This window comes from Pseudomonas sichuanensis, from assembly GCF_024749065.1.
GTDB lineage: Bacteria > Pseudomonadota > Gammaproteobacteria > Pseudomonadales > Pseudomonadaceae > Aquipseudomonas > Aquipseudomonas sichuanensis.
This window is the reverse complement of the sequence record NZ_CP087185.1, coordinates 64,438-89,246: the sequence shown is the minus strand read 5'-3', so window position 1 is coordinate 89,246 and position 24,809 is coordinate 64,438. Positions and strand designations below refer to the sequence as shown.

General features: G+C 64.3%; 24 protein-coding genes. 10 read left to right on the top strand and 14 right to left on the bottom strand.

Annotated elements, in window-relative coordinates:
* Positions 1 to 75: 75 nt before the first annotated feature.
* The 8 genes from LOY51_RS00440 to LOY51_RS00405 all read right to left on the bottom strand — a co-directional run bounded on the left by LOY51_RS00440 (position 76) and on the right by LOY51_RS00405 (position 7,873).
* Positions 76 to 1,695: an EAL domain-containing protein gene (locus LOY51_RS00440; protein WP_258643916.1), complete on the bottom strand. Its 1,620-nt coding sequence runs from the start codon at positions 1,693 to 1,695 to the stop codon at positions 76 to 78.
* Between the two features lie 96 nt (positions 1,696 to 1,791).
* On the bottom strand, positions 1,792 to 2,568 hold the full coding sequence (locus tag LOY51_RS00435; RefSeq protein WP_258643914.1) for an N-acetylmuramoyl-L-alanine amidase: 777 nt from the start codon (positions 2,566 to 2,568) through the stop codon (positions 1,792 to 1,794).
* Between the two features lie 77 nt (positions 2,569 to 2,645).
* Positions 2,646 to 3,041 carry a hypothetical protein gene (locus tag LOY51_RS00430; protein WP_258643912.1) on the bottom strand — a complete coding sequence of 132 codons (396 nt, stop codon included), beginning with the start codon at positions 3,039 to 3,041 and terminating at the stop codon, positions 2,646 to 2,648.
* A 98-nt stretch (positions 3,042 to 3,139) separates the two neighbouring features.
* Entirely contained in the window at positions 3,140 to 5,110 is a 1,971-nt protein-coding gene (locus tag LOY51_RS00425; RefSeq protein ID WP_258643910.1) for a GGDEF domain-containing protein, read from the bottom strand.
* 96 nt (positions 5,111 to 5,206) lie between these two features.
* A complete protein-coding gene (locus LOY51_RS00420; protein WP_258643907.1) occupies positions 5,207 to 6,061 on the bottom strand; it encodes an endonuclease/exonuclease/phosphatase family protein in 855 nt (284 codons plus the stop codon).
* A 12-nt stretch (positions 6,062 to 6,073) separates the two neighbouring features.
* Positions 6,074 to 6,709: a thiol:disulfide interchange protein DsbA gene (gene dsbA / locus LOY51_RS00415; protein WP_110995022.1), complete on the bottom strand. Its 636-nt coding sequence runs from the start codon at positions 6,707 to 6,709 to the stop codon at positions 6,074 to 6,076.
* A 212-nt stretch (positions 6,710 to 6,921) separates the two neighbouring features.
* Positions 6,922 to 7,539, bottom strand: a complete 618-nt coding sequence (locus LOY51_RS00410; protein ID WP_258643903.1) for a c-type cytochrome — start codon at positions 7,537 to 7,539, stop codon at positions 6,922 to 6,924.
* Between the two features lie 31 nt (positions 7,540 to 7,570).
* Positions 7,571 to 7,873, bottom strand: coding sequence for a c-type cytochrome (locus LOY51_RS00405; RefSeq protein ID WP_110995057.1), 303 nt, complete (start codon positions 7,871 to 7,873; stop codon positions 7,571 to 7,573).
* Between the two features lie 208 nt (positions 7,874 to 8,081).
* Between LOY51_RS00405 and yihA the strand changes: the two genes are divergently transcribed.
* The gene (gene yihA / locus LOY51_RS00400) at positions 8,082 to 8,714 is read left to right on the top strand and encodes a ribosome biogenesis GTP-binding protein YihA/YsxC (protein WP_258643900.1); all 633 of its coding nucleotides are present in this window, start codon (positions 8,082 to 8,084) and stop codon (positions 8,712 to 8,714) included.
* 342 nt (positions 8,715 to 9,056) lie between these two features.
* Here yihA and polA read toward each other — a convergent pair whose 3' ends face one another.
* Positions 9,057 to 11,822, bottom strand: coding sequence for a DNA polymerase I (polA, locus tag LOY51_RS00395; RefSeq protein WP_258643889.1), 2,766 nt, complete (start codon positions 11,820 to 11,822; stop codon positions 9,057 to 9,059).
* A 75-nt stretch (positions 11,823 to 11,897) separates the two neighbouring features.
* Between polA and LOY51_RS00390 the strand changes: the two genes are divergently transcribed.
* Together LOY51_RS00390 and LOY51_RS00385 are read left to right on the top strand one after the other, a co-directional pair.
* The gene (locus LOY51_RS00390) at positions 11,898 to 12,185 is read left to right on the top strand and encodes a DUF2782 domain-containing protein (protein ID WP_110995018.1); all 288 of its coding nucleotides are present in this window, start codon (positions 11,898 to 11,900) and stop codon (positions 12,183 to 12,185) included.
* A gap of 72 nt (positions 12,186 to 12,257) precedes the next feature.
* On the top strand, positions 12,258 to 13,208 hold the full coding sequence (locus LOY51_RS00385; protein ID WP_125857019.1) for a homoserine kinase: 951 nt from the start codon (positions 12,258 to 12,260) through the stop codon (positions 13,206 to 13,208).
* Between the two features lie 99 nt (positions 13,209 to 13,307).
* On the opposite strand, the gene LOY51_RS00380 is transcribed toward LOY51_RS00385, so the two are convergent.
* Complete coding sequence (locus LOY51_RS00380) at positions 13,308 to 14,264, bottom strand: zinc ABC transporter substrate-binding protein (protein WP_258643885.1); 957 nt, start codon at positions 14,262 to 14,264, stop codon at positions 13,308 to 13,310.
* An 18-nt stretch (positions 14,265 to 14,282) separates the two neighbouring features.
* Here LOY51_RS00380 and zur point away from each other — a divergent pair, with 18 nt between their 5' ends.
* From zur to LOY51_RS00360, 4 genes are all read left to right on the top strand, one after another.
* Positions 14,283 to 14,768, top strand: a complete 486-nt coding sequence (gene zur / locus LOY51_RS00375; protein ID WP_110995015.1) for a zinc uptake transcriptional repressor Zur — start codon at positions 14,283 to 14,285, stop codon at positions 14,766 to 14,768.
* Entirely contained in the window at positions 14,765 to 15,538 is a 774-nt protein-coding gene (gene znuC, locus LOY51_RS00370) for a zinc ABC transporter ATP-binding protein ZnuC (protein ID WP_125462077.1), read from the top strand. The genes zur and znuC overlap by 4 nt, the downstream gene beginning before the upstream one ends.
* Positions 15,531 to 16,313: a zinc ABC transporter permease subunit ZnuB gene (gene znuB, locus LOY51_RS00365; protein WP_125462076.1), complete on the top strand. Its 783-nt coding sequence runs from the start codon at positions 15,531 to 15,533 to the stop codon at positions 16,311 to 16,313. Before znuC ends, znuB begins: the two co-directional genes overlap by 8 nt.
* Before the next feature lie 128 nt (positions 16,314 to 16,441).
* Positions 16,442 to 17,149, top strand: coding sequence for a PA5502 family lipoprotein (locus tag LOY51_RS00360; protein ID WP_125857018.1), 708 nt, complete (start codon positions 16,442 to 16,444; stop codon positions 17,147 to 17,149).
* 100 nt (positions 17,150 to 17,249) lie between these two features.
* Here the strand turns inward: LOY51_RS00360 and katE are convergent, their stop codons facing one another.
* A complete protein-coding gene (katE, locus tag LOY51_RS00355) occupies positions 17,250 to 19,394 on the bottom strand; it encodes a catalase HPII (RefSeq protein ID WP_258643879.1) in 2,145 nt (714 codons plus the stop codon).
* 224 nt (positions 19,395 to 19,618) lie between these two features.
* Between katE and LOY51_RS00350 the strand changes: the two genes are divergently transcribed.
* From LOY51_RS00350 to LOY51_RS00340, 3 genes are all read left to right on the top strand, one after another.
* A complete protein-coding gene (locus tag LOY51_RS00350) occupies positions 19,619 to 20,626 on the top strand; it encodes a methionine ABC transporter ATP-binding protein (protein ID WP_110995011.1) in 1,008 nt (335 codons plus the stop codon).
* Positions 20,626 to 21,297 (top strand): methionine ABC transporter permease, encoded by a 672-nt coding sequence (locus LOY51_RS00345; protein ID WP_110995010.1) that lies wholly within the window; start codon positions 20,626 to 20,628, stop codon positions 21,295 to 21,297. The genes LOY51_RS00350 and LOY51_RS00345 overlap by 1 nt, the downstream gene beginning before the upstream one ends.
* Positions 21,298 to 21,361: 64 nt before the next feature.
* Positions 21,362 to 22,132 (top strand): MetQ/NlpA family ABC transporter substrate-binding protein, encoded by a 771-nt coding sequence (locus LOY51_RS00340; protein WP_125462072.1) that lies wholly within the window; start codon positions 21,362 to 21,364, stop codon positions 22,130 to 22,132.
* Positions 22,133 to 22,219: 87 nt separating this feature from the next.
* Here the strand turns inward: LOY51_RS00340 and LOY51_RS00335 are convergent, their stop codons facing one another.
* From LOY51_RS00335 to LOY51_RS00325, 3 genes are read right to left on the bottom strand one after another with little or no spacing between them, the layout of a single operon-like run.
* Positions 22,220 to 22,852 carry an SCO family protein gene (locus LOY51_RS00335; RefSeq protein WP_125462071.1) on the bottom strand — a complete coding sequence of 211 codons (633 nt, stop codon included), beginning with the start codon at positions 22,850 to 22,852 and terminating at the stop codon, positions 22,220 to 22,222.
* Entirely contained in the window at positions 22,849 to 23,748 is a 900-nt protein-coding gene (cyoE, locus tag LOY51_RS00330; protein WP_125462070.1) for a heme o synthase, read from the bottom strand. The genes LOY51_RS00335 and cyoE overlap by 4 nt, the downstream gene beginning before the upstream one ends.
* The gene (locus tag LOY51_RS00325) at positions 23,733 to 24,806 is read right to left on the bottom strand and encodes a COX15/CtaA family protein (protein WP_258643867.1); all 1,074 of its coding nucleotides are present in this window, start codon (positions 24,804 to 24,806) and stop codon (positions 23,733 to 23,735) included. The genes cyoE and LOY51_RS00325 overlap by 16 nt, the downstream gene beginning before the upstream one ends.
* Positions 24,807 to 24,809 lie beyond the last annotated feature (3 nt).

The following is a 24,809-nucleotide window of genomic DNA, read 5'->3' as shown; positions in this document are numbered from 1 at the left end:
GCTCCCACAAGGATCACCGCAGCCCCTGTGGGAGCCGGCTTGCCGGCGATGAGGGCCCCAAGGGCAGCAAAACGCTCAAGGCTCATCATTGATCCGCCGCCCCGCCACCCGCCGCCCACGGGTGATCAACTCGGCGAACTGACGGGCGTTGAGCGGGTGGGCGAACAGCCAGCCCTGGCCGTAGTTGACCCCTTCGCTGCTGAGGAACTGCGCCTGGTCCTCGCACTCGATACCTTCGGCGATCACCCGCAGGTGGAGGTCGTGGGCCATGCGAATGATGTGCGGGGCCACGCCACTGCTGGCGGCGTCATGACCAAGGGCGTCGATGAACGCCTTGTCGATTTTCAGGCAGTCCACCGGCAGGGTCTGCAAATAGGCCAGGCTGCAATAGCCGGTACCGAAATCATCGATCAGCACTTGATGCCCTTCCGTGCGCAAAGCCTGGAGGTTGTCCCGGGCCACCACGACGTCGATCAACCCGCGCTCGGTCACCTCGAAGGCGATCTGGCTGGCGGCCACCCGATGCTGCGCCAGCAGCCGCGCGGCAACCCGGCCGATGCGCGGTTCCATGACATCACAGGCCGCCAGGTTCACCGAGATGTACAGGTGGCGGTTGGCGCGCAGCAGTTGGCCGAGCTGCTCAAGAACCCGCTGCAGGACAAAATCGGTAATCTGGCGGATCTGCCCGGTATTTTCCGCCAGCGGGATGAACAGCTCCGGGCTGGTCAGGCTGCCGTCCGGGCGGCGCCAGCGTATCAGCGCCTCGGCCCCCACGCAGCGGCGGCTGTCCAGTTCGATGATCGGCTGGTACAGCACCTGCAGCTCGCCCCGGCGCAAGGCCTGCTGCAGCTCGGAGCTCATCGAGCGGCGCTGCTGGATCAGTTGCAGCACCAGCCAACCGATGCAGCAGGCCAGCACCAGGCTGCCCGGGAACAGCAGCCAGAGCAGCCCGTTGAGTTTGAGCGGCAGGCTGGCCCGCGGGGCGATCAGCACCAACTGGTAGTCGGGCGACTTGGTGGCCATGCGGTAGACCAGCCGATCATGCAGTTCCAGCAGCGACTTGTGCGACGGTGGTGGCCAGTCCGCAGTGGGCGGCCAGGCCTGCGGCGGGCCGAGCACCGGGATCGCGCGGTTGCCACGGTCAAGCACCACCAGCAGGCTGCCGCCCGGCGGCAGGTCGACCACATCGCTCAGATGACCGCGCGAGGTCGACACCAGAAAATTGCCACGGCCAAGCATCAGGGCAGCCAGGTTTTCATTGGGTTCGGTGGTGGTGTTGAGCCAATAGCTGTAGGTCGGCCCTTCAATGTCCGGCGCACGCAAGGGCTCGATGACCCGCTCGCCGCCGCGGTTGGAGCAGGCCGACTGGCCATCGGCATAGGCCGCCTCGTAGATGAACCGCGACTTCAGCGCCACCTGCTGCAGCAGGGCCTGCATGGGCGGGCCGCAGCCGCGCAGGGATTGCGACTGCAGTTGGTCGACCCCTTCACGCAACTGGCCGAACACCTGCTCCAGCCGTTCGAGAAAGCGCTCGCCACGGGCATTCATCTGGGCGCTTTCACTGTCCTTCATCTGCTGCAGGGTCACACCGACACTGGCGGCCAACAGCAGCGCAGCGCTGCCCAAGGCCGCGAGCACCGCGAGCAGCCAGGGGTGGTGAAAAAATTGACGCACTGAGGCGTTAGGGGCAGGCATGCGCGGCATCCAGTTGAATACCAAAGGTATAGCAACTGAATGAGTAGCCAGCTTTGCCGTTCGGAAGACGGCGCCGCGAAGCAGCCCCCACAAGGTTCAACGTTTGCGGTTGAGCACCTGGAGCATGGCGGCAGTCTGCGCATCCGGCAGGCCGTCGAAACGCTGCGGGCGGAAGCGCATCTGGAACGCCGCGATGACGTGGCGCGTGGCCACATCGAGCTCGCCGGTCTGGTCGATGGCGTAGCCGAAACGCGCCAGTTGCTGCTGGTACCAGGCGACGGTCGGCGGGTTGGCCTCGAAGTAGGCCTGTTGGCGTGCCACCGACGCGGCGTCCGGCCAGATGCCCAGCCCGGCATCGGCCAGGCGCTTCCAGGGGAACAACGGGCCAGGGTCGAGCTTGCGCAAGGGGGCGATGTCGCTGTGACCGATGATATGGCGTGGGTCGATGTTGTTGCGCTTGACGATGTCCTTGAGCAGGGCGATCAGCGCCTGCACCTGGGCTTCGCTGTAAGGGTGCCAGACCCGGCCAGCCGGCGTGTCGGTGTAGCCCGGGTTGACGATCTCGATGCCGATGGAGCTGGAATTGAGCCAGGTGCGGCCCTGCCACTGGCTGTCGCCGGCATGCCAGGCGCGACGGTTTTCGTCGACCAGCTGGTAGACCGTGGCCGGGCCATCGCCGATCAGGTAGTGGCTGCTGACCTCGCCGTGGGTCAACAACGCCAGCGAGCGTTCCAGCGAAGCGTTGGTGTAATGCACGACGACGAACTGGATGCGGCTGTCCTGGTTGACCGAGGGGTGGCTGCGGTCGATGCGCAGGCCGCTGGAACAACCGGCCAGGGCCAGCAGGAGCAGGGCGGTGAAGAGCTTTTTCATTGCAGGAGGCACGTCATTGAGTAGGCGACAACAGCGCTACAGTATAACGTGCTGCCGCCCTGGCGTTAGTGTTGCTTTCAGCGCGTGCACATGACCAGGAACCCCAGCGAGTTGTCCCCACTCGGGCCTTTCTTGTCCACGAGTTGGGTCATTACCGTCACCTGTTCGGCCAGCGGCTTGCCGATGACCTTGGCCTGCCCATGCATCAGGCGGTCATGGCTGCTGGCATCGATTGGCTGCACCGAACAGTAGCCCGGGTCCTGATGGACGATACGGGGATTGAACTTGAGCTTGTATTGCGTGAAATAGTCGGCTTGCGATTGGCGCTCGACCTTGCTGATCCATTCCGGCCATTGGCGCAGGACACTGCCATCGGCAGCCACATGCGCGGTCAGCACCACATCCTTGGCCATGGCGTTTGCCTGGAACATCAGGCTCAGCAGCAATGGCATGATCCACTGGGTCATCTTCATTTATGCACTCCGGGTTTGATCGATCGGTTGGCGATGCGCTGAAAACCAGCGCTCGCCCGCAGTGTCGATGACCCCGCAGCGTCGCAAGCGGTATCTATTTATGCCTGTTCGACGCGATTGCGCCCTTTGTCCTTGGCCCGATACAAGGCTTCGTCCGCGCGCTTGAGCACCTGGTCGCCACGCTCGCCGGGGCGGAAGGCGCTGAGGCCGATGGAGGTGGTGATCACCACCCGCTCGCCCTTGAAGTGGAAAGGGCAGGCTTCGATCGCCGCACGCAGTGCTTCGGCAACCTGCACCGCGGCGGGCGGTGAGGTTTGCGGCAACAGCAAAACGAATTCCTCACCGCCGAAGCGGGCGATGAAGTCTCGACCACGCAGGCGTTTGCGCAACTGGTCGGCGACGATCTTGAGCACTTTGTCGCCCGCCAGGTGGCCATAGCCATCATTGATGCGCTTGAAGTGATCGAGGTCGAGGATGGCCATCGCCAGATGGCCGCCGTTTTCATGCCAGTCGAGCACTTCCTGGTCGACCCGCTCGGACCAGGCCGCGCGATTGGGCAGGCCGGTCAGCGGGTCGATCATCGCTTTCTGACGCTGCTCTTCAAGGTGCTCGCGGTAACCCAGGGCTTCCTGCTCCATGCTCGCCACACGCTCAGCCAAGCCGTGCAGGCGGCTGGCCAGCTCCTGCTCGCGACGGTCACGCTCGTGTTGGTGCTCGTCCATGGTCAGCAGCAACCCTTCCAGGCGGCCTTCCAGGATGTGCTTGAGGCTGTCGACATCGGCAGCACCCTGCACGCTGCTCTGCAGACCATCGACCTGCTCGCGCAGCTGGCTGTCCAGCTCACGAGCGGCGGAGCTGTTGTCGGCATGGCCGGTACTGGCTTCGTGCAGATGGCTCTGGAAGCTTTCCAGGCGTTCGTTGAGCTGCTGCAGGTAGGCTTCGAACTCGTGCTGGCCGCTGTCGGTAATGGCCAGCATCAGTACCGCCAGGTCATCCAGCACCGGGATCAGTTCATACCAGTTGAGGCCGCGCGCCACGCGCTCGCGCATCTCCAGGGCCTGGGCCTTGTGGCGCTCGGGCAGGCTGAGGTCGTCGAGCAGGCCGATCAAGGTCTGCTCGATATGAGCGGCCACCTGGCTATAGGGCGGCTCGACGGCGTCGGGCAGGGCATAGGGGCCGTCTTCGCCAGCCAGCTCTTCGAGCGTCTGTACGGGTGATGGCTGGGAGACTTCGGGCACAACATCGGCAGGTAATGGCGCAGGCTCGACCGCCTGCTGCTCGATGATCTGCGTCTCGGGTTCAGGGTCGGCTTGCGGCTCAGGCTCGGGTTGCGGCCGGGGCGCTGCGAAAACGGCTTCGACGGCTTCGACCAGTACCGGGCCTGATGCCTCGATTATCGGCTGCGGCGGTGGGGCGGGCTCGCTGGCCGCGAGCGGATGGAGCTCGTCGGCATCCTGTGGTTGGGTATCCGGTACGACAACCAGGTTCGCTGCTTCCTCAGGCTGGGCAGGTTGTGGCGCAGGCTGCGGCTCACCCTGCGCTTCATCGCGCCCACCGAACAGACGCTGCAGCAAACCCGGGCGAGCTTCGTCGTCCGGCTTTTGCACCGCACTCAAGGCTCGCCCTTGCAGACCGCTGAGCTCACCCAGCAGAGGCGGCAGTTCACGGGACTGGCTGACGCCGCCGTCGAGCTTCTTCGCCAGTTTTTTCAGGGGCCGCGAAACGTCACCCGGGAGCGGCAAGGCCTGCAGTTGGTTGACCAGTGCCGTCAACGCATCGCTGACCTGGTTCATGCGGGTTTCCCGACGCTGCTCGGAATCGAGCACGGCCTTTTCCAGACGTGGGATCAACCCGGCGAGCCCGGCGTCCATATTGTCGCTGCGGATGACTTCGCGCATTTCCTTCATGCACTGGTCGACGATCTTGTCGCTACCTTCCGCTGCCAGGGTGCTGCGCACCAGGCCACGACGCAACAGGTCGAGCCGGGCGTCCCAACGCCGCTCGAGCTTTTCCTGCTGTTCGATGCTTTTAAGGTACTTTTCTTTCCAGCGCTCGGCTTCTTCGCTCATGCCTGAATCCGCAAAGGGTGATGGCATCTAGCCCTGTGATGACTGGATTTCGGCACAAGTCCCCAACACTTGAACGCGCCGATCACATACGCAGGCCTAGCTCAGGACCGGCAGCGTATCCACAGTCAGGGCATCAGGCAATCGGATCTCGACGGCGACGGGCAGGTGATCGGAAATCGGTTGTGCCAGCACCTCGACCCGTTCCAGGGTGAGGCTCGGGCTGAGCAGGATGTGATCGAGGCAACGCTGTGGCCGCCAGCTCGGGAAGGTGGCCTCGACCTGTGGGGCAATCAGGCCCAGATCGCGCAGCGGCGAGTGCTCGAGCAGGTCGGTGGCGTGGGTGTTCATGTCGCCCATGAGGATCTGATGACGGTAGCCGCCGATCAGCTCACGAATATAGGCCAGTTGCAGGGCGCGGGTCTTGGCACCCAGCGCCAGATGCATCATCACCACGATCAGCGCGTCGTCACCTTCGCCAAAGCGCACCAGGATCGCGCCCCGACCGGCCGGGCCGGGCAGCGGGTGGTCTTCCAGGTGCTGGGGCTTCAGGCGGCTGAGTACGCCGTTGCTGTGCTGGGCGAAACGCCCGAGGTTGCGGTTGAGCTGCTGGTACCAGTAGGGGAAGGCGCCCAGCTGGGCAAGGTGCTCCACCTGGTTGACGTAGCCTGAGCGCAGGCTGCCGCCATCGGCCTCTTGCAAGGCCACCAGGTCGAAATCGCCGAGCAGGTCACCGATCTTCTGCAGGTTGCCCGCTCGCCCGGTATGCGGCAGCAGGTGCTGCCAGCTGCGGGTCAGGTAATGACGGTAGCGCTCGGTGCTGATGCCGACCTGGATGTTGAAACTGAGCAGCCGCAGGCGACCATCCTCTGGCAGGCCAGAGGCCTGCAGGTGATGTTCGTTGACCTGCGGCTGGTGCAGGCCGACGCCACGGGTGGGGCGCAAGCGAGCCATGGGGTTCGCCGCTTACTTAGCGGCGCGCTCCTTGTCGATCAACTGGTCGGCGACGTTCAGTACGCCTTCCGGACCACCTGCGGTGCCCAGGTCGAAGCGGTACTTGCCGTTGACCACCATGCTTGGCACGCCGGTGATTTCGTACTTCTTGGCCAGTTCTTTGGCCTGGTTGACCTGGCCCTTGATGGCGAAGGAGTTGAAGGTGGCAAGGAACTTGTCCTTGTCGACGCCCTGGGTAGCCAGGAAGTCGGCCATGTCTTGCGGGTCGGTCAGGCGCTTGCGCTGGTTCTGGATGGCATCGAAGACCGCGGCATGCACCTTGTGCTCGACGCCCATGGCTTCGAGGGTCAGGAACATCTGGCCGTGGGCATCCCAGGGGCCGCCGAACATGGCGGGGACGCGCTTGAAGTTGACGTCCTTGGGCAGCTTCTCGGCCCACGGGTTGATCACAGGTTCAAAGTGGTAGCAGTGCGGGCAGCCGTACCAGAACAGTTCGACCACTTCGATCTTGCCCGGCACGGACACGGGGACGGGGTTGCTCAGCTCGATATATTCCTTGCCGGCGGTGGCAGGCTCCGCGGCCTGTACGGCGGTCATACCGAACACGCTGGCGGCGACCAGCGCAGCGCTGAGAATCAGTTTACGCATGCTTTACTCCTGAGCAGTCTTTGGTCGCCTCGACGCGACCTGTCTGGGACAGGCCGGGAAGGGCGTGAGTTCTGTAGTGTACGACCCTGAACGAAAAAAAGGGCAGCACGGGCTGCCCTTTCATCTTTGTCGCACATCATTAACCCATTGTTAACGCGCGGGTTGCGAAGCCCTGTTGCCGGCAAAGAGACGCCAGGACCTGGCGACTGACCTCAGTGCAACCCCTGGATGTAGCTGGAGAGCGCCTCGATATCCTTGTTGCTCAGCTTACCGGCGATAGTGCGCATGGTCATGGCGTCGCCGTCGTTGGTGCGGTTGCCCTCACGGAAATCAGTGAGCTGCTTGGTCACGTACTGCGAGTGCTGGCCACCGAGGTGCGGGAAACCGGCCAGGGCGATCCCTGCGCCGTTGGGCGAGTGGCAGCCGGTACAGGCGGGCATGCCTTTTTCCAGGTCGCCGCCGTTGAACAACGCGCGGCCTCGTTCCACCAGTTTCGGGTCGGCTGCGCCGACACTGCCTTTCTGGCTGGAGAAGTACGCGGCGATATCGGCCAGGTCCTGGTCGCTGAAGTTGGCGAGCATGCCCGTCATTTCCAGCACGGTACGCTTGCCGGCCTTGATATCCTGCAGCTGTTTTTCGAGATAACGTTCGCCTTGGCCGGCGAGTTTCGGGAAGTTCGGCGCCAGGCTGTTGCCGTCGGGGTTGTGGCAGGCGCCACAGACGGCCGTCTTGGCCTGGCCAGCGGCAGCATCGCCTTTGATGGGTTCGGCAGCAGTGGCCGCACCCGCGACACCCATGGTCAACAGCAGACTCACGACTAGTTTGTTCATCAGCTAATCCAACACGGCTAAGGGTGAAATGTTATGTATCGGGACTGCCGCTCATCCAAAGGATGACCAATCGGTAGTCCTCGGCACTGCAGTCCATGCACAATCCACGCGGCGGCATAGCCTTGAAACCCTGTGTAACATGCGCCACCAGTTGCGCCATGCCTTGCGCCAGCCTTGGCTCCCAGGCCGCCCGGTCACCCCGTTTTGGGGCCTGTGGCAACTGTCCGGCGTGACAGGCCGCACACGTGCGGTTGTACAACGCCTCGGGATCCTGTGTAGCCTGTGCGCTGAAATACGGCAGGAACATACCGACAGCAAGCAGCCATTTCGCCATGCGGAACGACCTGACAGGGTTGGGGGCCGCGCTGCGTTCTGTTGCGCGAGCTATTGTTCGGCACCCCATGCCCGTTCTCCTTCGCTGGGAGAATGAGCACACAAAAACTGGGGCATTATATACTTCCGTCATCCAAACGGAAACGACACCGCTTGCCGCGCCTGGGCCAACCGTTCCAGTGCCGGGCAACACCCACATCGGATATCCCATGCAAGTCAAGAACCCCATCCTCGGCCTCTGCCAGAAAGCCACCTTCGCCCTCAGCGCCGCCAAGGTCGAACAATGCCCTGAAGACCAGGGTTACGAGGTGGCCTTCGCCGGCCGTTCCAACGCCGGCAAATCCAGCGCCCTCAACACCCTGACCCATGCCAGCCTGGCGCGGACTTCCAAGACCCCAGGCCGCACCCAGCTGTTGAATTTCTTCAGTCTGGACGATGAACGGCGTTTGGTCGACCTGCCGGGCTACGGTTATGCAAAAGTGCCGATCCCGCTCAAGCAACACTGGCAAAAGCACCTGGAAGCCTACCTGGGCAGCCGCGAATGCCTGCGCGGGGTGATCCTGATGATAGACGTGCGCCATCCGATGACCGACTTCGACAAGATGATGCTCGACTGGGCCAAGGCCAGCGGCATGCCCATGCACATCCTGTTGACCAAGGCCGACAAGCTGACCCACGGTGCCGGCAAGAACACCCTGCTCAAGGTGCAGTCGGAAATTCGCAAGGGCTGGGGCGACAGCACCACCATCCAGCTGTTCTCGGCGCCCAAGCGCCTGGGCCTGGAAGAGGCTTACCGCGTGCTGGCGGACTGGATGGAGCTGGAAGACAAGCCGGTGGCGTGAGTGCTTTCGAGCTGGGTGCGTGGGAGCGGCGGTGCGCCGGCCCCACGATGCCCCCGCAAACGCTGAATTGCGGGCAAAAAAAAACCCCGGACTTCGTATGGGGAGGGGGAAGTTCGGGGTCTAAGTCCGGACCGCTAGGGCGGGGTCCAGATATCTGCCAACACTTAACACAACATAGGAGCATCGAAAGGCTTCACCAGCCATTCAGTTACTCTGAGTGGCGGTTCACCGGATTAGTTCCGAGGCCCTCAAAACTATTTGAAATAGTTTCATGAACCAGCCGATCTAAGGCCAGGACCCGCGACACCACGTCGCAGATCCTACACAGCTTTTACCCCGCGTTTAGTGAGCTTCGTCCCAATTCGAGCCGACGCCCACTTCCACCAGCAGCGGCACGTCCAGCTCGGCGGCGCCACTCATGTAGCCGCGAATTTCATCTTTGACCTGCTCCACCAGGTCTTCGCGCACTTCCAGCACCAGTTCGTCGTGCACCTGCAGGATCACCCGCGCATCCAGCCCGCTGTCGGTCAGCCAGTTGTCCACCGCCACCATGGCGCGCTTGATGATGTCCGCCGCAGTGCCCTGCATCGGCGCGTTGATCGCGGTGCGTTCGGCGCCTTTGCGCAGGGCCGGGTTCTTGGCGTTGATGTCCGGCAAGTACAGGCGGCGCCCGAACAAGGTTTCGACGAAGCCCTGCTCGGCCGCCTGGGCGCGGGTGCGTTCCATATAGGCCAGCACGCCCGGGTAACGGGCGAAGTAGCGGTCGATGTAGTCCTGGGACTGTTTGCGGTCGACACCGATCTGCTTGGCCAGGCCGAATGCGCTCATGCCGTAGATCAGGCCGAAGTTGATCGCCTTGGCGCTGCGGCGCTGGTCGGTGGTGACTTGCTCCAGCGCCACGCCGAAGACTTCGGCGGCGGTGGCGCGGTGCACGTCCAGGTCGTTGCGGAACGCGTGCAACAGCCCTTCGTCCTTGGCCAGGTGAGCCATGATGCGCAGCTCGATCTGCGAATAGTCCGCCGCCAGCAGCTTGTAGCCGGGGCTTGCGACAAAGGCCTGGCGGATGCGTCGGCCTTCGGCGGTGCGCACGGGAATGTTCTGCAGGTTCGGGTCGCTGGACGACAGACGCCCGGTGGCGGCGACCGCCTGCTGGTAAGAGGTATGCACACGCCCGGTACGCGGGTTGATCTGCCCCGGCAGCTTGTCGGTGTAGGTGCTCTTGAGCTTGCTCAGGCTGCGGTACTGCATCAGCACCTTGGGCAGCGGGTAGCCTTGCTCGGCCAGGTCGTCCAGCACGGCTTCGGCGGTGGACGGCTGGCCCTTGGCGGTCTTGCTCAGCACCGGCATGCCCAGCTTGTCGTAGAGGATCACCCCCAGTTGCTTGGGTGAGCCCAGGTTGAATTCCTCGCCGGCCAGCTCGAACGCCTCGCGCTCCAGCTCGACCATCTTCGCCCCCAGCTCACCGCTCTGCACCCCCAGCAGCGCGGCATCGACCAACGCGCCCTGGCGCTCGATCTTCGCCAGCACCGGCACCAGCGGCATCTCGATGTCCATCAGCACTGGCAGCACGCTCGGCGTTTCGGCCAGCCGCGCCTGCAACGCATGGTGCAGGCGCAGGGTAATGTCGGCGTCCTCGGCGGCGTAGGGGCCGGCCTTCTCCAGCGGGATCTGGTTGAAGGTCAGCTGCTTGGCGCCCTTGCCGGCGATGTCTTCGAAGCTGATGGTGGTGTGCTCGAGGTACCTCTGCGCCAGGCTGTCCATGTCGTGACGGCTGGCGGTGGAGTTGAGCACGTAGGACTCGAGCATGGTGTCGTAGGCCACGCCGCGCATCTGGATGGCCGGGCTGCCGTTGGCCAAGATGTTGATGTCGTACTTGGCGTTCTGGCCGATCTTGCCTTTGGCCGGGTCTTCCAGCAGCGGCTTGAGCGCCTGCAGCACTGCCTCGCGGTCCAACTGGGCAGGCGCGCCTTCATAGTCGTGGGCCAGGGGCACGTAGGCAGCCACATTGGGTTCGATGGCGAACGACAGGCCGACCAGTTGCGCCTTCTGCGCATCAAGGCCGGTGGTTTCGGTGTCGAAGGCGAACAGCGGTGCCTGACGCAGCTTCTCCAGCCAGGCGTCGAAACGCGCCTGGTCAAGGATGGTTTCGTACTGCGGCTCGACCTTGGCCGCAGGTGCCTCGAGCACATTGGCAGTGCCAGTGGCGGCGCCCTTGGGAGCTGCCTGGGCAGCATCACGCTGCACCTCGGCGACCCAGCTCTTGAACTCCATCTCGGTGTACAACGCCAGCAAGGCTTCACGGTCCGGCTCGCCGCAAACCAGGGCGTCAACCTCGACATCCAGCTCCACATCGCACTTGATGGTGGCCAGCTCGTAGGAAAGGAAGGCCGCGTCGCGATGCTCCTCAAGCTTGGCGGCCAGGGTCTTGGCCCCGCGAATGGCCAGGCCCGCGACTTTGTCCAGGTTCTGGTACACATCGCTCAGCCCGCCACCGATACCGGTCAACAGGCCCACCGCGGTCTTCTCGCCAACGCCCGGCACGCCGGGGATGTTGTCGACCTTGTCGCCCATCAGGGCGAGGAAGTCGATGATGTGTTCGGGACCGACGCCAAACTTCTCGTGCACGCCAGCCACGTCCAGCACGCTACCGGTCATGGTGTTGACCAGCGTAACGTGGCCGTCCACCAGTTGGGCCATGTCCTTGTCGCCGGTCGAGATGATCACCGGCCGGCCGGCGGCCGCGCTGCTGCGGGCCAGGGTGCCGATCACGTCATCGGCCTCCACACCCTCGACACACAGCAGCGGGTAGCCCAGGGCACGCACGCTGGCATGCAGCGGCTCGACCTGCACCCGCAGGTCGTCGGGCATGCTTGGGCGGTTGGCCTTGTACTCGGCGAACATGGCATCGCGGAAGGTCCCGCCCTTGGCATCGAACACCACCGCGAACAGGCTGTCGGGGTATTGCTTGCGCAGGCTCTTGAGCATGTTCAGCACGCCCTTGACCGCGCCGGTGGGCAGGCCTTTGGAAGTGGTCAACGGCGGCAGCGCGTGGAAGGCACGGTAGAGGTAGGAGGAACCGTCCACCAGGACGAGGGGCGCTTGGCTCATGAGGAGAATCAACCTTTTCGACGGGTCCGGCGCTAGAATAGCCAGAATCATTGACGACAAAGGGACTAGGTTATCATGCGTACATTGAATCGCCTGTTAGTGCTCGGCCTGTTGGCAACCATGCCAGTCGTCACCCTGGCGGCGGACGACGCCCCATCGGCAGATCCCGATGTGACCATTCGCACGGAAGGCGACAAAACCATCCAGGAATACCGGCAAAACGGCTTCCTGTATGCGATCAAGATCACGCCGAAAAACGGCAAGCCTTATTTCCTGGTACGCGCGGATGGCACCGATGCCAACTTCATTCGTTCCGACCAGCCGGACATGCTGATCCCGGCCTGGAAGATCTTCGAGTGGTAAGCCAGTAACGCGTATCGTTCTTATCAACCAGGCACTTCCCGGGGGAAGTGCCCGCATGGGCAATTTTTCAACATGTCAGTCTTCACCCCTGTGTCCCGGCCTGAGCTGGAAACCTTTCTGGCGCCCTACGAGCTGGGCCGTCTGCTCGACTTCCAGGGCATTGCCGCCGGCACCGAGAACAGCAATTTCTTCGTCAGCCTGGAACAAGGGGAATACGTGCTGACACTGGTCGAGCGTGGGCCGGTGGAAGACATGCCGTTTTTCATCGAGCTGCTCGATGTGCTGCACACAGCCGACATGCCCGTGCCCTATGCCCTGCGCGATCGCGACGGCAATGGCCTGCGCGAGCTGTGCGGCAAGCCGGCACTGCTGCAGCCGCGGCTGTCGGGCAAGCACGTGAAAGCACCGAACAACCAGCACTGCGCCCAGGTGGGTGAATTGCTCGCGCATATCCACCTGGCAACCCGCGAGCACATCATCGAGCGCCGTACCGACCGTGGCCTGGACTGGATGCTGGCGTCCGGTGCCGAGTTGCTGCCGGGCCTGACCCCCGAGCAGGCGCAATTGCTGCAACCGGCGCTGGACGAGATCACCGCGCACAAGGCGCAGATCCTCGCCTTGCCCAAGGCCAACCTGCACGCCGACCTGTTCCGCGACAACGTGATGTTCGAAGGCACTCACCTGACCGGTGTGATCGACTTTTACAACGCCTGCTCCGGGCCAATGCTGTATGACATCGCCATCACCGTGAACGACTGGTGCCTGGACGAGCACAGCGGCCTCGACCTGCCCCGCGCCCAGGCGCTGCTGGGCGCCTACGCGGCGTTGCGGCCATTCACCGCGGCCGAAGCCGAACTGTGGCCGCAGATGTTGCGCCTGGCGTGCGTGCGCTTCTGGCTATCGCGCCTGATTGCCGCGCAGGCGTTTGCCGGGATGGACGTGATGATCCATGACCCAAGCGAGTTCGAAGTACGCTTGGCGCAGCGCCAGCAGGTGGCATTGAAGCTGCCGTTCGCCTTGTAACCGAGGCGCACCCATCGCCGGCAAGCCGGCTCCCACAGTTACAGCGCTCGTGCTGCTCTTGTGGGAGCCGGCTTGCCGGCGATGGGGCCCGAGCAGACCTCAAAGCTGCTCCAGGCACCCCGCCAGATCGCCACCCAGCTTCTCCAGCAAGCGCTCATAGCCCTTGGCGTCCACCGGATCGGTGCCGCCCAAGGCATCCAGCTCAGCCAAGCGTACCGGCAGCCCCGCCGTCAGCGTCTCGGCCAGGCGCGGGCGCAGCGGCGGCTCGCTGAACACACACGTCTTACCCACTTCCTGCAGGCGCTTGCGCATCGCGGCGACGTGCTGCGCGCCCGGCTGCACTTCGGCAGCGACACTGAACACGCCGGTGTGCTTGAGGCCATAGTTGGCCTCGAAGTAGTCGAACGCTTCATGGAATACGAAATACGGCTTGCCGGCGATCCCCGCAACACGCTGCTTGATGCGCAGGTCCAGGGCATCCAGGCGCTCGACGAAAGCTTTCAGGTTGCCCTGGTAACGTGCCGCATTGGCTGGGTCGGCCGCCGCCAGGTCAGCGGCCATCTTCGTCGCAATCACCCGCGCGTTGACCGACGACAGCCACAGGTGAGCATCGAGGCTGCCCGGGCGGTGGTCATGGTCGTGATCGTCGTGGTCGTCTTCGTCGTGAGAATGGCTGTCCTCACCGAAATGACGCAGTTGCATGCCAGCCAGCGACTGCACGGCCACGGTCGGCTTGCCACGGCTACCCAGCACGCGGGGCAGGAAGCTCTCCATGTCCGTGCCAATCCAGTACAAAAGGTCGGCATCGCCAACCTTGCGCACGTCAGACGGGCGCAGCGCGTAGTGATGCGGGGAGGCGCCCGGCGGCAGCAGCACATCCGGGCTGCCGACACCGTCCTGCACCGCAGCGGCAATCTGTTGCAGGGGCTTGATGCTGGTCAGCACGCGCACGTCGGCCTGGGCCGAACAGGCGATGAAAGCGACAAACAGGGCAAGGAATCGGGACACGGTGGCTACTCGGCTCGTCAGAAACAGGTAACATAATAACGTCTCCATCCTGAACCGTCGCTGCCCATGTCCATCACGCCGCTGGCCCACCGCCCCCACGATCACTCCCACTGCGTACACAGCGCACTGGCCGAGGCCGACACGTTGTGCACCCGTCAGGGCCTGCGCCTGACCGCCTTGCGCCGCCGCGTGCTGGAGCTGGTGTGGCAGAGCCACAAGCCGCTGGGTGCCTACGACATCCTCGCCGTGCTCAGCGAGCAGGATGGCCGCCGTGCGGCGCCGCCGACCGTGTACCGCGCCCTCGACTTCCTGCTCGACAACGGCCTGGTGCACCGCATCGCCTCGCTCAACGCCTTCATCGGCTGCAGCCACCCCGAGCACGCGCACCAAGGCCAGTTCCTGATCTGCCGCGAGTGCCACGTGGCCATCGAGCTGGAGCAGGACAGCATCAGCGACGCAATCATCGCCAGCGCCAAGGGCGTGGGCTTCAGCGTCGAAACCCAGACCGTGGAAATCGTCGGCCTGTGCGCCAACTGCCGGGGCGCGGCATGAGCGATGCCCTGATCCGCCTTGAGCAGGTCGGCGTCAGCTTCGGCGGTGAAGCGGTGCTCGACAGCATCGACCTGGCGGTGGCACCGAAGCAGATCGTCACCCTGATCGGCCCCAACGGTGCCGGCAAGACCACCTTGGTGCGCGCCGTACTGGGGCTGCTCAAACCGCACCGCGGCAAAGTCTGGCGCAAGCCCAAACTGCGCATCGGCTACATGCCGCAGAAAATCCAGGTAGACCCGACGCTGCCGCTGTCGGTGCTGCGTTTCCTGCGCCTGGTGCCCGGGGTAGACCGCGCGGCAGCCTTGTCGGCGCTGCAGGAAGTCGGTGCCGAGCAGGTGATCGACAGCCCGATCCAGACCATCTCCGGTGGCGAGATGCAGCGTGTGCTGCTGGCCCGCGCACTGCTGCGCGAGCCCGAGCTGCTGGTGCTGGACGAGCCGGTGCAGGGTGTCGACGTGGTCGGCCAGACCGAGCTGTACAACCTCATCACCCGTCTGCGCGATCGCCATGGCTGCGGCGTGCTGATGGTCAGCCACGATCTGCACCTGGTGATGAGCACCACCGACCAGGTGGTCTGCCTCAACCGCCACGTCTGCTGCTCGGGCCACCCGGAGCAGGTCAGTGGCGACCCGGCCTTCGTCGAGCTGTTCGGCCAGAACGCCAAGAGCCTGGCCGTCTACCACCACCATCACGATCACAGCCACGACCTGCACGGCGCAGTGATCGCCCCTGGCACCCATGTTCACGGAGAGCACTGCAAGCATGGCTGATTTTCTTCTGTATGCCTTGCTTGCCGGCCTGGCGCTGGCGCTGGTGGCCGGCCCCCTCGGCTCGTTCGTGGTGTGGCGGCGCATGGCCTATTTCGGCGACACCCTGTCCCATGCCGCGCTGCTCGGCGTGGCGCTGGGCCTGGCCCTGGATGTCAGCCCGGCGCTGGCGGTGACGGTCGGCTGCCTGTTACTGGCAATCCTGCTGGTGACCCTGCAACAGCGCCAGCCGCTGGCGTCCGACACCCTGCTCGGCATCCTCGCCCCCAGCACCCTGTCGCTGGGGCTGGTGGCGCTGAGCTTCATGCACGACGTGCGGATCGACCTGATGGCCTACCTGTTCGGTGACCTGCTGGCGATCAGCACCACCGACCTGGCCTGGATCCTCGGCGGCAGTGCGCTGGTGCTGGTGCTGCTGGCGATGTTCTGGCGCCCCTTGCTGGCCGTCACCGTGCACGAGGAGCTGGCGATGGTCGAAGGGCTGCCCGTGGCGGGCCTGCGCCTGGCGTTGATGCTGCTGATCGCCGTAGTGATCGCGGTAGCGATGAAGATTGTCGGCGTGTTGCTGATCACCTCGTTGCTGATCATCCCGGCGGCCGCGGCACAGCGTCACGCCCGCTCACCGGAGCAGATGGCCCTGGGCGCCAGCCTGCTGGGGGTCACGGCCGTGTGCGGGGGGCTGGCCATGTCGTGGTTCAAGGACACCCCCGCCGGGCCGTCGATCGTGGTCTGCGCGGCGGTGCTATTCTTGCTGAGCCTGGCGTTGCCAAAGCGCTGAAAAATCAGGCTGTGAACCAACGCAGCCTGCAACCTTTACGCAGGTTCAAGGTCAATCAGACCTATTTTCGAGCGTGCGCACCTGGGTGTAGACTTGCTCGCTTTTTGCGCAAATAGAGAGTCGCAGGAATGAAGCCGTTCGCCTCACGTTATCTGCTTGTTGCCGCGTTTTCCCTGTTCCTGACGGCCTGCGCCAGCACGCCCGCCGAGCAGCCGGCCGCGCCTGCCCAACCGGATGCCTGGCAGCAGCTGGAGCAGAACATTGCCAGCAATGAGCTGGCCACCGCCGAAGATCAACTGGCCGCCCTGCAGGCCCAGGCACCCGACGATGCGCGCCTGGAGCCCCACCAGCGTCAGCTGGCCGAAGCGTATCTGCGCCGAAGCCAGATCGTCCTGCAGAAAGGCGATGTGAATGCCGCCGCCACCGCGCTGGCCCGCGCCCGTGCACTGATGCCGCAAGCACCGGCCGTGACCGGTGGCGACACCATGGCCCAGGCACGCAAGGCCGAGCTGGAAAAAGCCGAGGCTGCCCTCAAGGCCGCTGCGGCACAACCCAAGGCCCGGCTGCTCGACCCAACCGCCCCGAGCACCGTGGTCGCCCTGAAGACCACCGACAGCCGCGCCCTGCGCCGCCAGCTCGATGACATCGCCGCCGACGTGGTGAACTACCAGTGCGACGTGGTGTTCCAGGTGCCCCGCACCCAGGATGCGCCCTGGCTCAAGACGCTGCTGCACAAGCGCGTGCACAAGTTCGACAGTGGCTTCGTGCTGAACCAGAAGCACGAGATCCAGCGTTCGCTGCCGGCGCAGGTGGTATTGATCCCCCATCAGCAGTAAGCCTGTCAGGGCCTCATCGCCGGCAAGCCGGCTCCCACAGGGATCACCTGCAACCTGTGGGAGCCGGCTTGCCGGCGATGGGCTGCAAAGCAGCCCGCCCCTAGGCCGGCACAGATTCGGCAGCCGCCTCCCGCACCCACAGCCGGTGCCCTTCAACAGCCTTGAAGAACTGCTCGAACACCTTCTGCTGATCTCCCAACAGCAATCCCGCATCCTCCTTCAACCCCAATGTGTTCAACAGCAGCTTGCCGTCCACGGCCAACCCCATGGGCTTGAGGTGCTTGTAAGCCTCCAGCAGAAAATGCCTGGCCACGCCGCTGCCCTGCAGCGCTTCCAGCGAAGCCTTGCCGGCCGGCACCCACACCCCGTCGAACATGACCGACGGCATGCCCTCCATGGCGGCACCCACCGGCAACAGCTGGCCATCAATGGTCTTCACCGGCGCCGAAGTCGGCCCCAGCAACATGGGCCGGGCACTCTGCGCCTCCAGGGCCTTGACGACCTTGTCGACGCTGGCGCCGTCCACGCCATTGGCCACCAGCACGGCGACCTTGCGCCCCTTGATACCGATGTTCCCCGGGTGGTTCATCTGGCTCAAAGCCTTTGACTGCGCTGGCTTGCCGACTTTTACCTTGACCGTCCCCGCCTTGGGCGCCGGCAGCCCGAGGTTGCCTGCCACCGCCGCTGCCAGCTTCAGATCGATGTTGGCGAGTATTTCGTTCACCTCCCGCACCCGGATCGCTTCGCGCTCAACCTTGCCCAGCTCGAAGCTGTAGGCCTTGATGATGTGCTGCTGCTCGCTCGCGCTCATGCTCTGGAAGAACAGCCGTGCCTGGGAGAAGTGGTCAGCGAACGACGCGCTGCGCTGGCGGATCTTGTTCGCGTCGATGCGTTCCTCATAACTCTCGAAGCCCCCTTGTTGCGCAGCCGGCGGCGTCTCTTTCGGCCAGCCACCATCGATGCTGTTCGGCTCGTAGGCGGCGCGGCCCTTGTCGAGGGTCATGCGGTGCATGGCATCACGCTGGCTGCTGTGGTTGGGCGCGATGGGCCGGTTGATCGGGATTTCGTGGAAGTTCGGTCCACCGAGGCGGCTGATCTGCGTGTCGGTGTAGGAGAACAGCCGGCCCTGCAGCAAGGGGTCATTGCTGAAATCGATGCCCGGCACGATATGCCCGGGGCAAAAGGCAACCTGCTCCACCTCGGCAAAGAAGTTGTCCGGGTTGCGATCGAGCACCATCTTGCCCAGCGGGGTCACCGGTACCAGTTCCTCGGGGATCAGCTTGGTCGGGTCGAGCAGGTCGAACTCGAATTTGTGTTCATCTGCCTCGGCAACGACCTGCACGCCCAGCTCCCATTCGGGGCAATTACCAGTCTCGATGGCCTCCCACAGGTCGCGGCGATGGTAATCGGCGTCCTTGCCGGCCAGCTTCTGTGCCTCGTCCCACAGCAGCGAATGCACGCCCTGGCGAGGCTTCCAGTGGAACTTGACGAAACTGGCCACGCCGTCGGCATTGACCAGGCGGAAGGTGTGCACGCCAAAGCCCTCCATCATCCGCAGGCTACGCGGGATGGCGCGGTCGGACATGGCCCAGATGACCATGTGCGCCGTCTCCGGCACCAGCGAGACGAAGTCCCAGAACGTGTCATGGGCCGAGCCGCCGGTGGGTATCTCGTTGTGCGGCTCGGGCTTCACCGCGTGCACGAAGTCGGGGAACTTGATCGCGTCCTGAATGAAGAACACCGGCATGTTGTTGCCGACCAGGTCGAAGTTGCCTTCGTCGGTATAGAACTTCACCGCGAACCCGCGCACATCACGCACGGTATCGCCCGAACCGCGCGGCCCCTGCACGGTGGAAAACCGCACGAACACCGGGGTGATCTTCTCCGAGTCCTGCAGGAAGCCGGCCTTGGTCAGCTCGGCATGGCAGCCATAGCTTTGAAAGTAGCCATGGGCGCCGGCGCCCCGAGCGTGGACGATACGTTCGGGGATGCGCTCATGGTCGAAGTGGGTGATCTTCTCGCGCATGATGAAGTCTTCGAGCAGCGACGGCCCGCGCGCGCCAGCCTTGAGGCTGTTCTGGTTGTCGGCGACCTTGACGCCCTGGTTGGTGCGCAGCGCCTGCCCCGTGGCATCGCTGCGAAACGTCTCCAGGCTTTGCAACTTGGCATTGGTATTGGCCCGGTCGGGAGTATCGGTGCCCGCTACCTGGCTTTCCTTCGGCTGCGGCGCTTTCTTGCTGGCCATGTTCGGCTCTCCTCATCAGTCTTCAGGCTGCCCGTACGGGCTTGTTCAACTAGTGACTGGGAGGCCTTGGCGAGCGTTCAATCAGGATTGCCGGTTGTCGCGTTATGCCCAACGGATTGGACAGATCACAAATAAATGCTAAGAACGCCTATGGGAAAAGGCTAAAATGCGCGACCCCAGCTAACCGCTGACCCAAATTCCATGCGCCCCACAAGGTTCGCTCAGTGATCGAGTTTCAAAACGTCCATAAGACCTACCGCGTCGCCGGTAGGGATATCCCGGCCCTGAACCCGACCAGCCTGACCATCGAAGATGGCCAGGTGTTCGGCCTGATCGGCCACTCCGGCGCCGGCAAAAGCACCATGCTGCGCCTGATCAACCGCCTCGAGGCCCCGAGCGGCGGCAAGATCATCGTCGACGGTGAAGACGTCACCGCCTTCGATGCCAACCAGCTGCGCCGCTTCCGCCAGCAGGTCGGGATGATCTTCCAGCACTTCAACCTGCTGGCCTCCAAGACCGTCGCCGACAACGTCGCCCTGCCGCTGGTGCTGGCGGGCGAGCTGCCCCGCGCCGCGATCGACAAGCGCGTGAGCGAGCTGCTGGCCCGCGTCGGCCTTTCGGAGCACGCCAAGAAGTACCCGGCACAGCTGTCGGGCGGGCAAAAGCAGCGCGTCGGCATTGCCCGCGCCCTGTCCACCAACCCCAAGATCCTGCTATGCGACGAGGCCACCAGTGCCCTCGACCCGCAAACCACCGCCTCGGTGCTGCAACTGCTGGCCGAGATCAACCGCGAACTCAAGCTGACCATCGTGCTGATCACCCACGAGATGGACGTGATCCGCCGGGTCTGCGACCGCGTGGCGGTGATGGATGCCGGGCAGATCGTCGAGCACGGCCCGGTGGCCGAGGTGTTCCTGCACCCGCAGCACGCCACTACCAAGCGTTTCGTCCAGGAAGACGAGCAGGTCGACGAGAACGACCAGCGCGACGACTTCGCCCATGTGCCGGGGCGCATCGTGCGCCTGACCTTCCAGGGCGATGCCACCTATGCGCCGCTGCTGGGCACCGTGGCCCGCGAAACCGGGGTCGACTACAGCATCCTTGCCGGGCGCATCGACCGCATCAAGGACATCCCCTATGGCCAGCTGACCCTCGCCCTGATCGGCGGGGACATGGACGCGGCATTCGCCCGCTTCACTGCAGCTGACGTACATATGGAGGTACTGCGTTGATGGACGCCCTGAATTTCTTTGCCAACGTCGACTGGGCCGAAATCTGGCTGGCCACCGGCGACACCCTGATCATGCTGTTCACCTCGCTGGTCTTCACCGTGCTGCTGGGCCTGCCCCTGGGCGTGCTGCTGTTCCTGTTCGGGCCACGGCAGATGTTCGAGCACAAGCAGATCTATGCGGTGATGGCGACCATCGTCAACATCGTGCGCTCGCTGCCGTTCATCATCCTGCTGATCGTGATGATCCCCGCCACGGTGCTGATCACCGGCACCTCGCTGGGCGTCGCCGGGGCCATCCCGCCGCTGGTGGTGGGGACCACGCCGTTCTTCGCACGCCTGGTGGAAACCGCGCTGCGCGAAGTGGACCGCGGCATCATCGAAGCGACCCAGTCGATGGGCGCCACCACCCGCCAGATCATCTTCAAGGCGGTGCTGCCTGAAGCCATGCCGGGCATCATCGCCGCCACCACCGTCACCGCCATCACCCTGGTGTCCTACACGGCCATGGCCGGTGTGGTCGGCGCCGGCGGGCTGGGCGACCTGTCGATCCGCTTCGGCTACCAGCGTTTCCAGACCGACGTGATGATCGTCACCGTGGTGCTGCTGGTCATCCTGGTTCAAGTCCTGCAGATGATCGGCGACAAACTGGTTGTGCATTTTTCCCGTAAGTAACCCCAATGAGGTCGGCCCGGCCGACCCGTTCGGGGGCCGTCGCGGCCCTCACAAGGAGTGATCAATGAAGAAGCTGCTTGCTGTTGTCGCCGCCGTTGCGGCCTTCTCGGCCCACGCCGAAACCTTGACCGTCGCCGCCACCCCGGTGCCGCACGCCGAGATCCTCAACTTCGTCAAACCGCAACTGGCGAAAGAGGGCGTGGAGCTGAAGGTCAAGGAATTCACCGACTACATCCAGCCGAACGTACAGGTGGCCGAAAAGCGCCTGGACGCCAACTTCTTCCAGCACCAGCCGTACCTGGATGAATTCAACAAGGCCAAGAAGACCAACCTGGTCAGCGTCGCCGGTGTGCACATCGAGCCGCTGGGCGTGTACTCGGCCAAGGTCAAGAAGCTCGACGAGCTGGCCTCCGGCGCCACCGTGGTCATCCCCAACGACGCCACCAACGGCGGCCGCGCCCTGCTGCTGCTGGACAAGGCCGGTGTGATCAAGCTCAAGGACAACAAGAACATCCTGTCGACCGTGAAAGACATCACCGGCAACGACAAGGGCCTGAAATTCCGTGAGCTGGAAGCGGCCACCATTCCGCGCGTGCTGACCCAGGTCGATGCGGCCCTGATCAACACCAACTACGCGCTGGAAGCCAAGCTCAACCCTGAGAAGGACGCGCTGGCCATCGAAGGCAGCGACTCGCCGTACGTGAACATCCTGGTTGCCCGCCCGGACAACAAAGACTCCGACGCCATGAAGAAACTGGCTGCGGCGCTGCACTCGCCCGAGGTGAAGCAGTTCATCACCGAGAAGTACAAAGGCGCTGTGGTTCCGGCGTTCTAAGCCGACCTATCGCGCTGGATTCTTCGCGGGTAAATCGCAGCGGCGAACCGCCGCTGCGATTTACCCGCGAAGCTTTTGAGGTCTGCCTCAATCCCGCTTGACCAGCCCCGGCAACTGCGCCACCAGCTTCTGGTTATTGAACGGCGCACGAATGAACCCGCGCTGACGCCCATCCGGCCCCACGACCGCCAGGTTGCCGCTGTGATCCACGGTGTAGCCCGGCTTGCTGGTGTCGGCCGGAATGAACGGAATGCTCAGGCCGTTGGCCAGCTTCTGGGTATCCTCGATAGTCCCCGTTACCCCGACGAAATCCTTATCGAAATAGCCCAGGTACTGCTTGAGCTGGTTCGGCGTGTCGCGGTTCGGGTCGACGCTCACCAGCACCACCTGCAAGCGCTCCCACGCCTCCTTCGGCAGCTCGCTCTTCACCTGGCGCAACTGGGCGAGGGTGGTCGGGCAGATGTCCGGGCAGTAGGTGTAGCCGAAGAACAGCAGCGACCACTTGCCCTTGAGCTGATCCATCGCAACGGGCTGGCCATTCTGGTCGGTCATCGACACATCCGGCACGGTGCGGCTCTGCGGCAGCAGGATGATGCCGGCGTCGATCAGTTCAGTGGGGTTCAACTGCCCCCGGTCACTGAGCACCTTGTTGACGGTCAGGCCCATGATCAGCGCGACCAGGGCAACAAGGATGAATACGGTTTTCTGGGTTCGGGTCATAGGTTCAGCAACAAGTAGTGGTCAACGAGCAGGGCGATGAACAGGGCGAACAGGTAGCCGATAGAGTACTTGAACGTGTTGATCGCCGCGTGCGGCCGGGTGCCACGGTACAACACCCAAGCCCAGTGCAGGAAGCGCAGGCCCAGCCCCAGGGCACAGGCCAGGTACAGCGGCCCGCTCATGTGGATGGCGTAGGGCAGCAGGCTCACCGCCAGTAAAATCAAGGTGTACAGCAGGATATGCAAGGCCGTGTAACGCTCGCCGTGGGTCACCGGCAGCATCGGAATATCCGCTTTTTCGTACTCGCCCCTACGGTGAATGGCCAGGGCCCAGAAATGCGGTGGGGTCCAGGCGAAGATGATCAGCACCAGCAACAGCGGCTCGGCACTCACATGCCCGCTGACCGCCACCCACCCCAGCAGCGGCGGGGCCGCGCCGGCCAGACCGCCGATCACGATGTTCTGCGGCGTGGCACGCTTGAGAAAGCCGGTGTAGAGCACCGCATAGCCCAGCAGCGAGGCCAGGGTCAGCCAAGCGGTCAGTGCATTGGTGAAGGCCAGCAGCAAACCCATCCCCGACATCGCCAGCAGCGCGGCGAAGCACAGCGCTGGCAGCGGCGCCACCCGGCCCTGGGCCAACGGGCGCTTGTGGGTGCGGGCCATCAGCGCGTCGATGCGCCGGTCCAGCACATGGTTGACCACCGCCGCGCCGCCCGCGCACAGGGCGATGCCCAGGTTGCCGAACAGCAGCACGCTCCAGGCCACGCCGGCACGGGTGGCGAGGAACATTCCCACCAGCGAGGTGATCAGCATCAGCACCACCACCTTGGGCTTGGTCAGCTCCAGATAGTCGCGCCAACCGGCGCGCTGTCGCTCAGCGCTCAGAAGCGTCGCCACGAATCGTTCCTCATGTGATGGGTGAGGCTCACGCCGGTGACCGGGGTCAGGCGCCAACCTTGGCCTACGCGCACCTTGTCGGCCACGCGGATGCGGTAGTTCACCAACACCATGCTCAACAGCAGCAGGGCGCCGCCGGCGTTATGCGCCACCGCCACGGCCAGCGGCAGGTGCAGCAGCACGTTGCTGATGCCCAGGCTCAATTGCAGCCCCAGGGCCAGCAATACCAGGCGCGCCAGGCCGCTCAGGCCATGGCGCTGGAGCTTCCAGCTGAGCAGCAGCAGCACCGCCGTCACCAGCAACGCGCCCAGGCGATGGCTGATATGGATCGCCGTGCGCGCATCGCTGTCCAACTGCCCGCCCAGGTAGTTGGGGCCGACATGCTGGGTAAGATGGAAGCCGTTGCTGAAGTCCGCCGCCGGCCACCACTGGCCGTGGCAGGTGGGCAGGTCGATACAGGCCACCGCCGCATAGTTGGCACTCACCCAACCCCCCAGGGCGATCTGGCCGATCACCACCAGCAAGGCCAGGGCAGCTATCCGGCGCAGGCTCAAAGGCAATTTGGGGAGTGGCGCAAAGGCCCGGGATAGACGCAGCGATAGCAGGAAAAGCAGGCTCAGGGTGGTGAACCCGCCGAGCAGGTGCGCGGTGACCACCTGCGGCCACAGCTTGAGCGTCACCGTCCACATGCCGAAGGCCGCCTGGGCCAGTACCACCGCCAGCAACAGCACCGGCAGACGATAAGGCTGGCCATCGCGGGCATGCCTGCGCACGGCCTGGAAGGCGAGCAGGGCGATCACCAGCGCCAGGCTGCCGGCGAAGTAACGGTGGGTCATCTCGGCCCAGCCCTTGGCCTCTTCCACCGGGTGCTCGGGGAAGTGCAGTTCGGCGTGGGCCAACTGCGCCTCGCTCTTGGGCACGCTGATGAAGCCGTAACAACCCGGCCAGTCGGGGCAACCGAGGCCGGCGTGGGTCAGGCGGGTGTAGGCGCCAAGCAGCACCACCAACAACGCCAGCAGGGTGGCGAACACGGCAAGGCGAAATCCAGGTCTGGCCATGGC

Excerpts from the sequence above, each read along its gene's own strand:
- LOY51_RS00425 (WP_258643910.1), bottom strand. The coding sequence starts at position 5,110 with ATGAGCGAAGAAGCCGAGCGCTGGAAAGAAAAGTACCTTAAAAGCATC.
- LOY51_RS00380 (WP_258643885.1), bottom strand. The coding sequence starts at position 14,264 with ATGGAGACGTTATTATGTTACCTGTTTCTGACGAGCCGAGTAGCCACC.
- yihA (WP_258643900.1), top strand. The coding sequence starts at position 8,082 with ATGCAAGTCAAGAACCCCATCCTCGGCCTCTGCCAGAAAGCCACCTTC.
- znuC (WP_125462077.1), top strand. The coding sequence starts at position 14,765 with ATGAGCGATGCCCTGATCCGCCTTGAGCAGGTCGGCGTCAGCTTCGGC.
- LOY51_RS00385 (WP_125857019.1), top strand. The coding sequence starts at position 12,258 with ATGTCAGTCTTCACCCCTGTGTCCCGGCCTGAGCTGGAAACCTTTCTG.
- znuB (WP_125462076.1), top strand. The coding sequence starts at position 15,531 with ATGGCTGATTTTCTTCTGTATGCCTTGCTTGCCGGCCTGGCGCTGGCG.
- LOY51_RS00325 (WP_258643867.1), bottom strand. The coding sequence starts at position 24,806 with ATGGCCAGACCTGGATTTCGCCTTGCCGTGTTCGCCACCCTGCTGGCG.
- LOY51_RS00335 (WP_125462071.1), bottom strand. The coding sequence starts at position 22,852 with ATGACCCGAACCCAGAAAACCGTATTCATCCTTGTTGCCCTGGTCGCG.
- LOY51_RS00440 (WP_258643916.1), bottom strand. The coding sequence starts at position 1,695 with ATGCCTGCCCCTAACGCCTCAGTGCGTCAATTTTTTCACCACCCCTGG.
- LOY51_RS00420 (WP_258643907.1), bottom strand. The coding sequence starts at position 6,061 with ATGGCTCGCTTGCGCCCCACCCGTGGCGTCGGCCTGCACCAGCCGCAG.
- dsbA (WP_110995022.1), bottom strand. The coding sequence starts at position 6,709 with ATGCGTAAACTGATTCTCAGCGCTGCGCTGGTCGCCGCCAGCGTGTTC.
- LOY51_RS00435 (WP_258643914.1), bottom strand. The coding sequence starts at position 2,568 with ATGAAAAAGCTCTTCACCGCCCTGCTCCTGCTGGCCCTGGCCGGTTGT.
- LOY51_RS00340 (WP_125462072.1), top strand. The coding sequence starts at position 21,362 with ATGAAGAAGCTGCTTGCTGTTGTCGCCGCCGTTGCGGCCTTCTCGGCC.
- katE (WP_258643879.1), bottom strand. The coding sequence starts at position 19,394 with ATGGCCAGCAAGAAAGCGCCGCAGCCGAAGGAAAGCCAGGTAGCGGGC.
- LOY51_RS00360 (WP_125857018.1), top strand. The coding sequence starts at position 16,442 with ATGAAGCCGTTCGCCTCACGTTATCTGCTTGTTGCCGCGTTTTCCCTG.
- polA (WP_258643889.1), bottom strand. The coding sequence starts at position 11,822 with ATGAGCCAAGCGCCCCTCGTCCTGGTGGACGGTTCCTCCTACCTCTAC.
- LOY51_RS00405 (WP_110995057.1), bottom strand. The coding sequence starts at position 7,873 with ATGGCGAAATGGCTGCTTGCTGTCGGTATGTTCCTGCCGTATTTCAGC.
- zur (WP_110995015.1), top strand. The coding sequence starts at position 14,283 with ATGTCCATCACGCCGCTGGCCCACCGCCCCCACGATCACTCCCACTGC.
- LOY51_RS00430 (WP_258643912.1), bottom strand. The coding sequence starts at position 3,041 with ATGAAGATGACCCAGTGGATCATGCCATTGCTGCTGAGCCTGATGTTC.
- LOY51_RS00410 (WP_258643903.1), bottom strand. The coding sequence starts at position 7,539 with ATGAACAAACTAGTCGTGAGTCTGCTGTTGACCATGGGTGTCGCGGGT.
- LOY51_RS00390 (WP_110995018.1), top strand. The coding sequence starts at position 11,898 with ATGCGTACATTGAATCGCCTGTTAGTGCTCGGCCTGTTGGCAACCATG.
- LOY51_RS00345 (WP_110995010.1), top strand. The coding sequence starts at position 20,626 with ATGGACGCCCTGAATTTCTTTGCCAACGTCGACTGGGCCGAAATCTGG.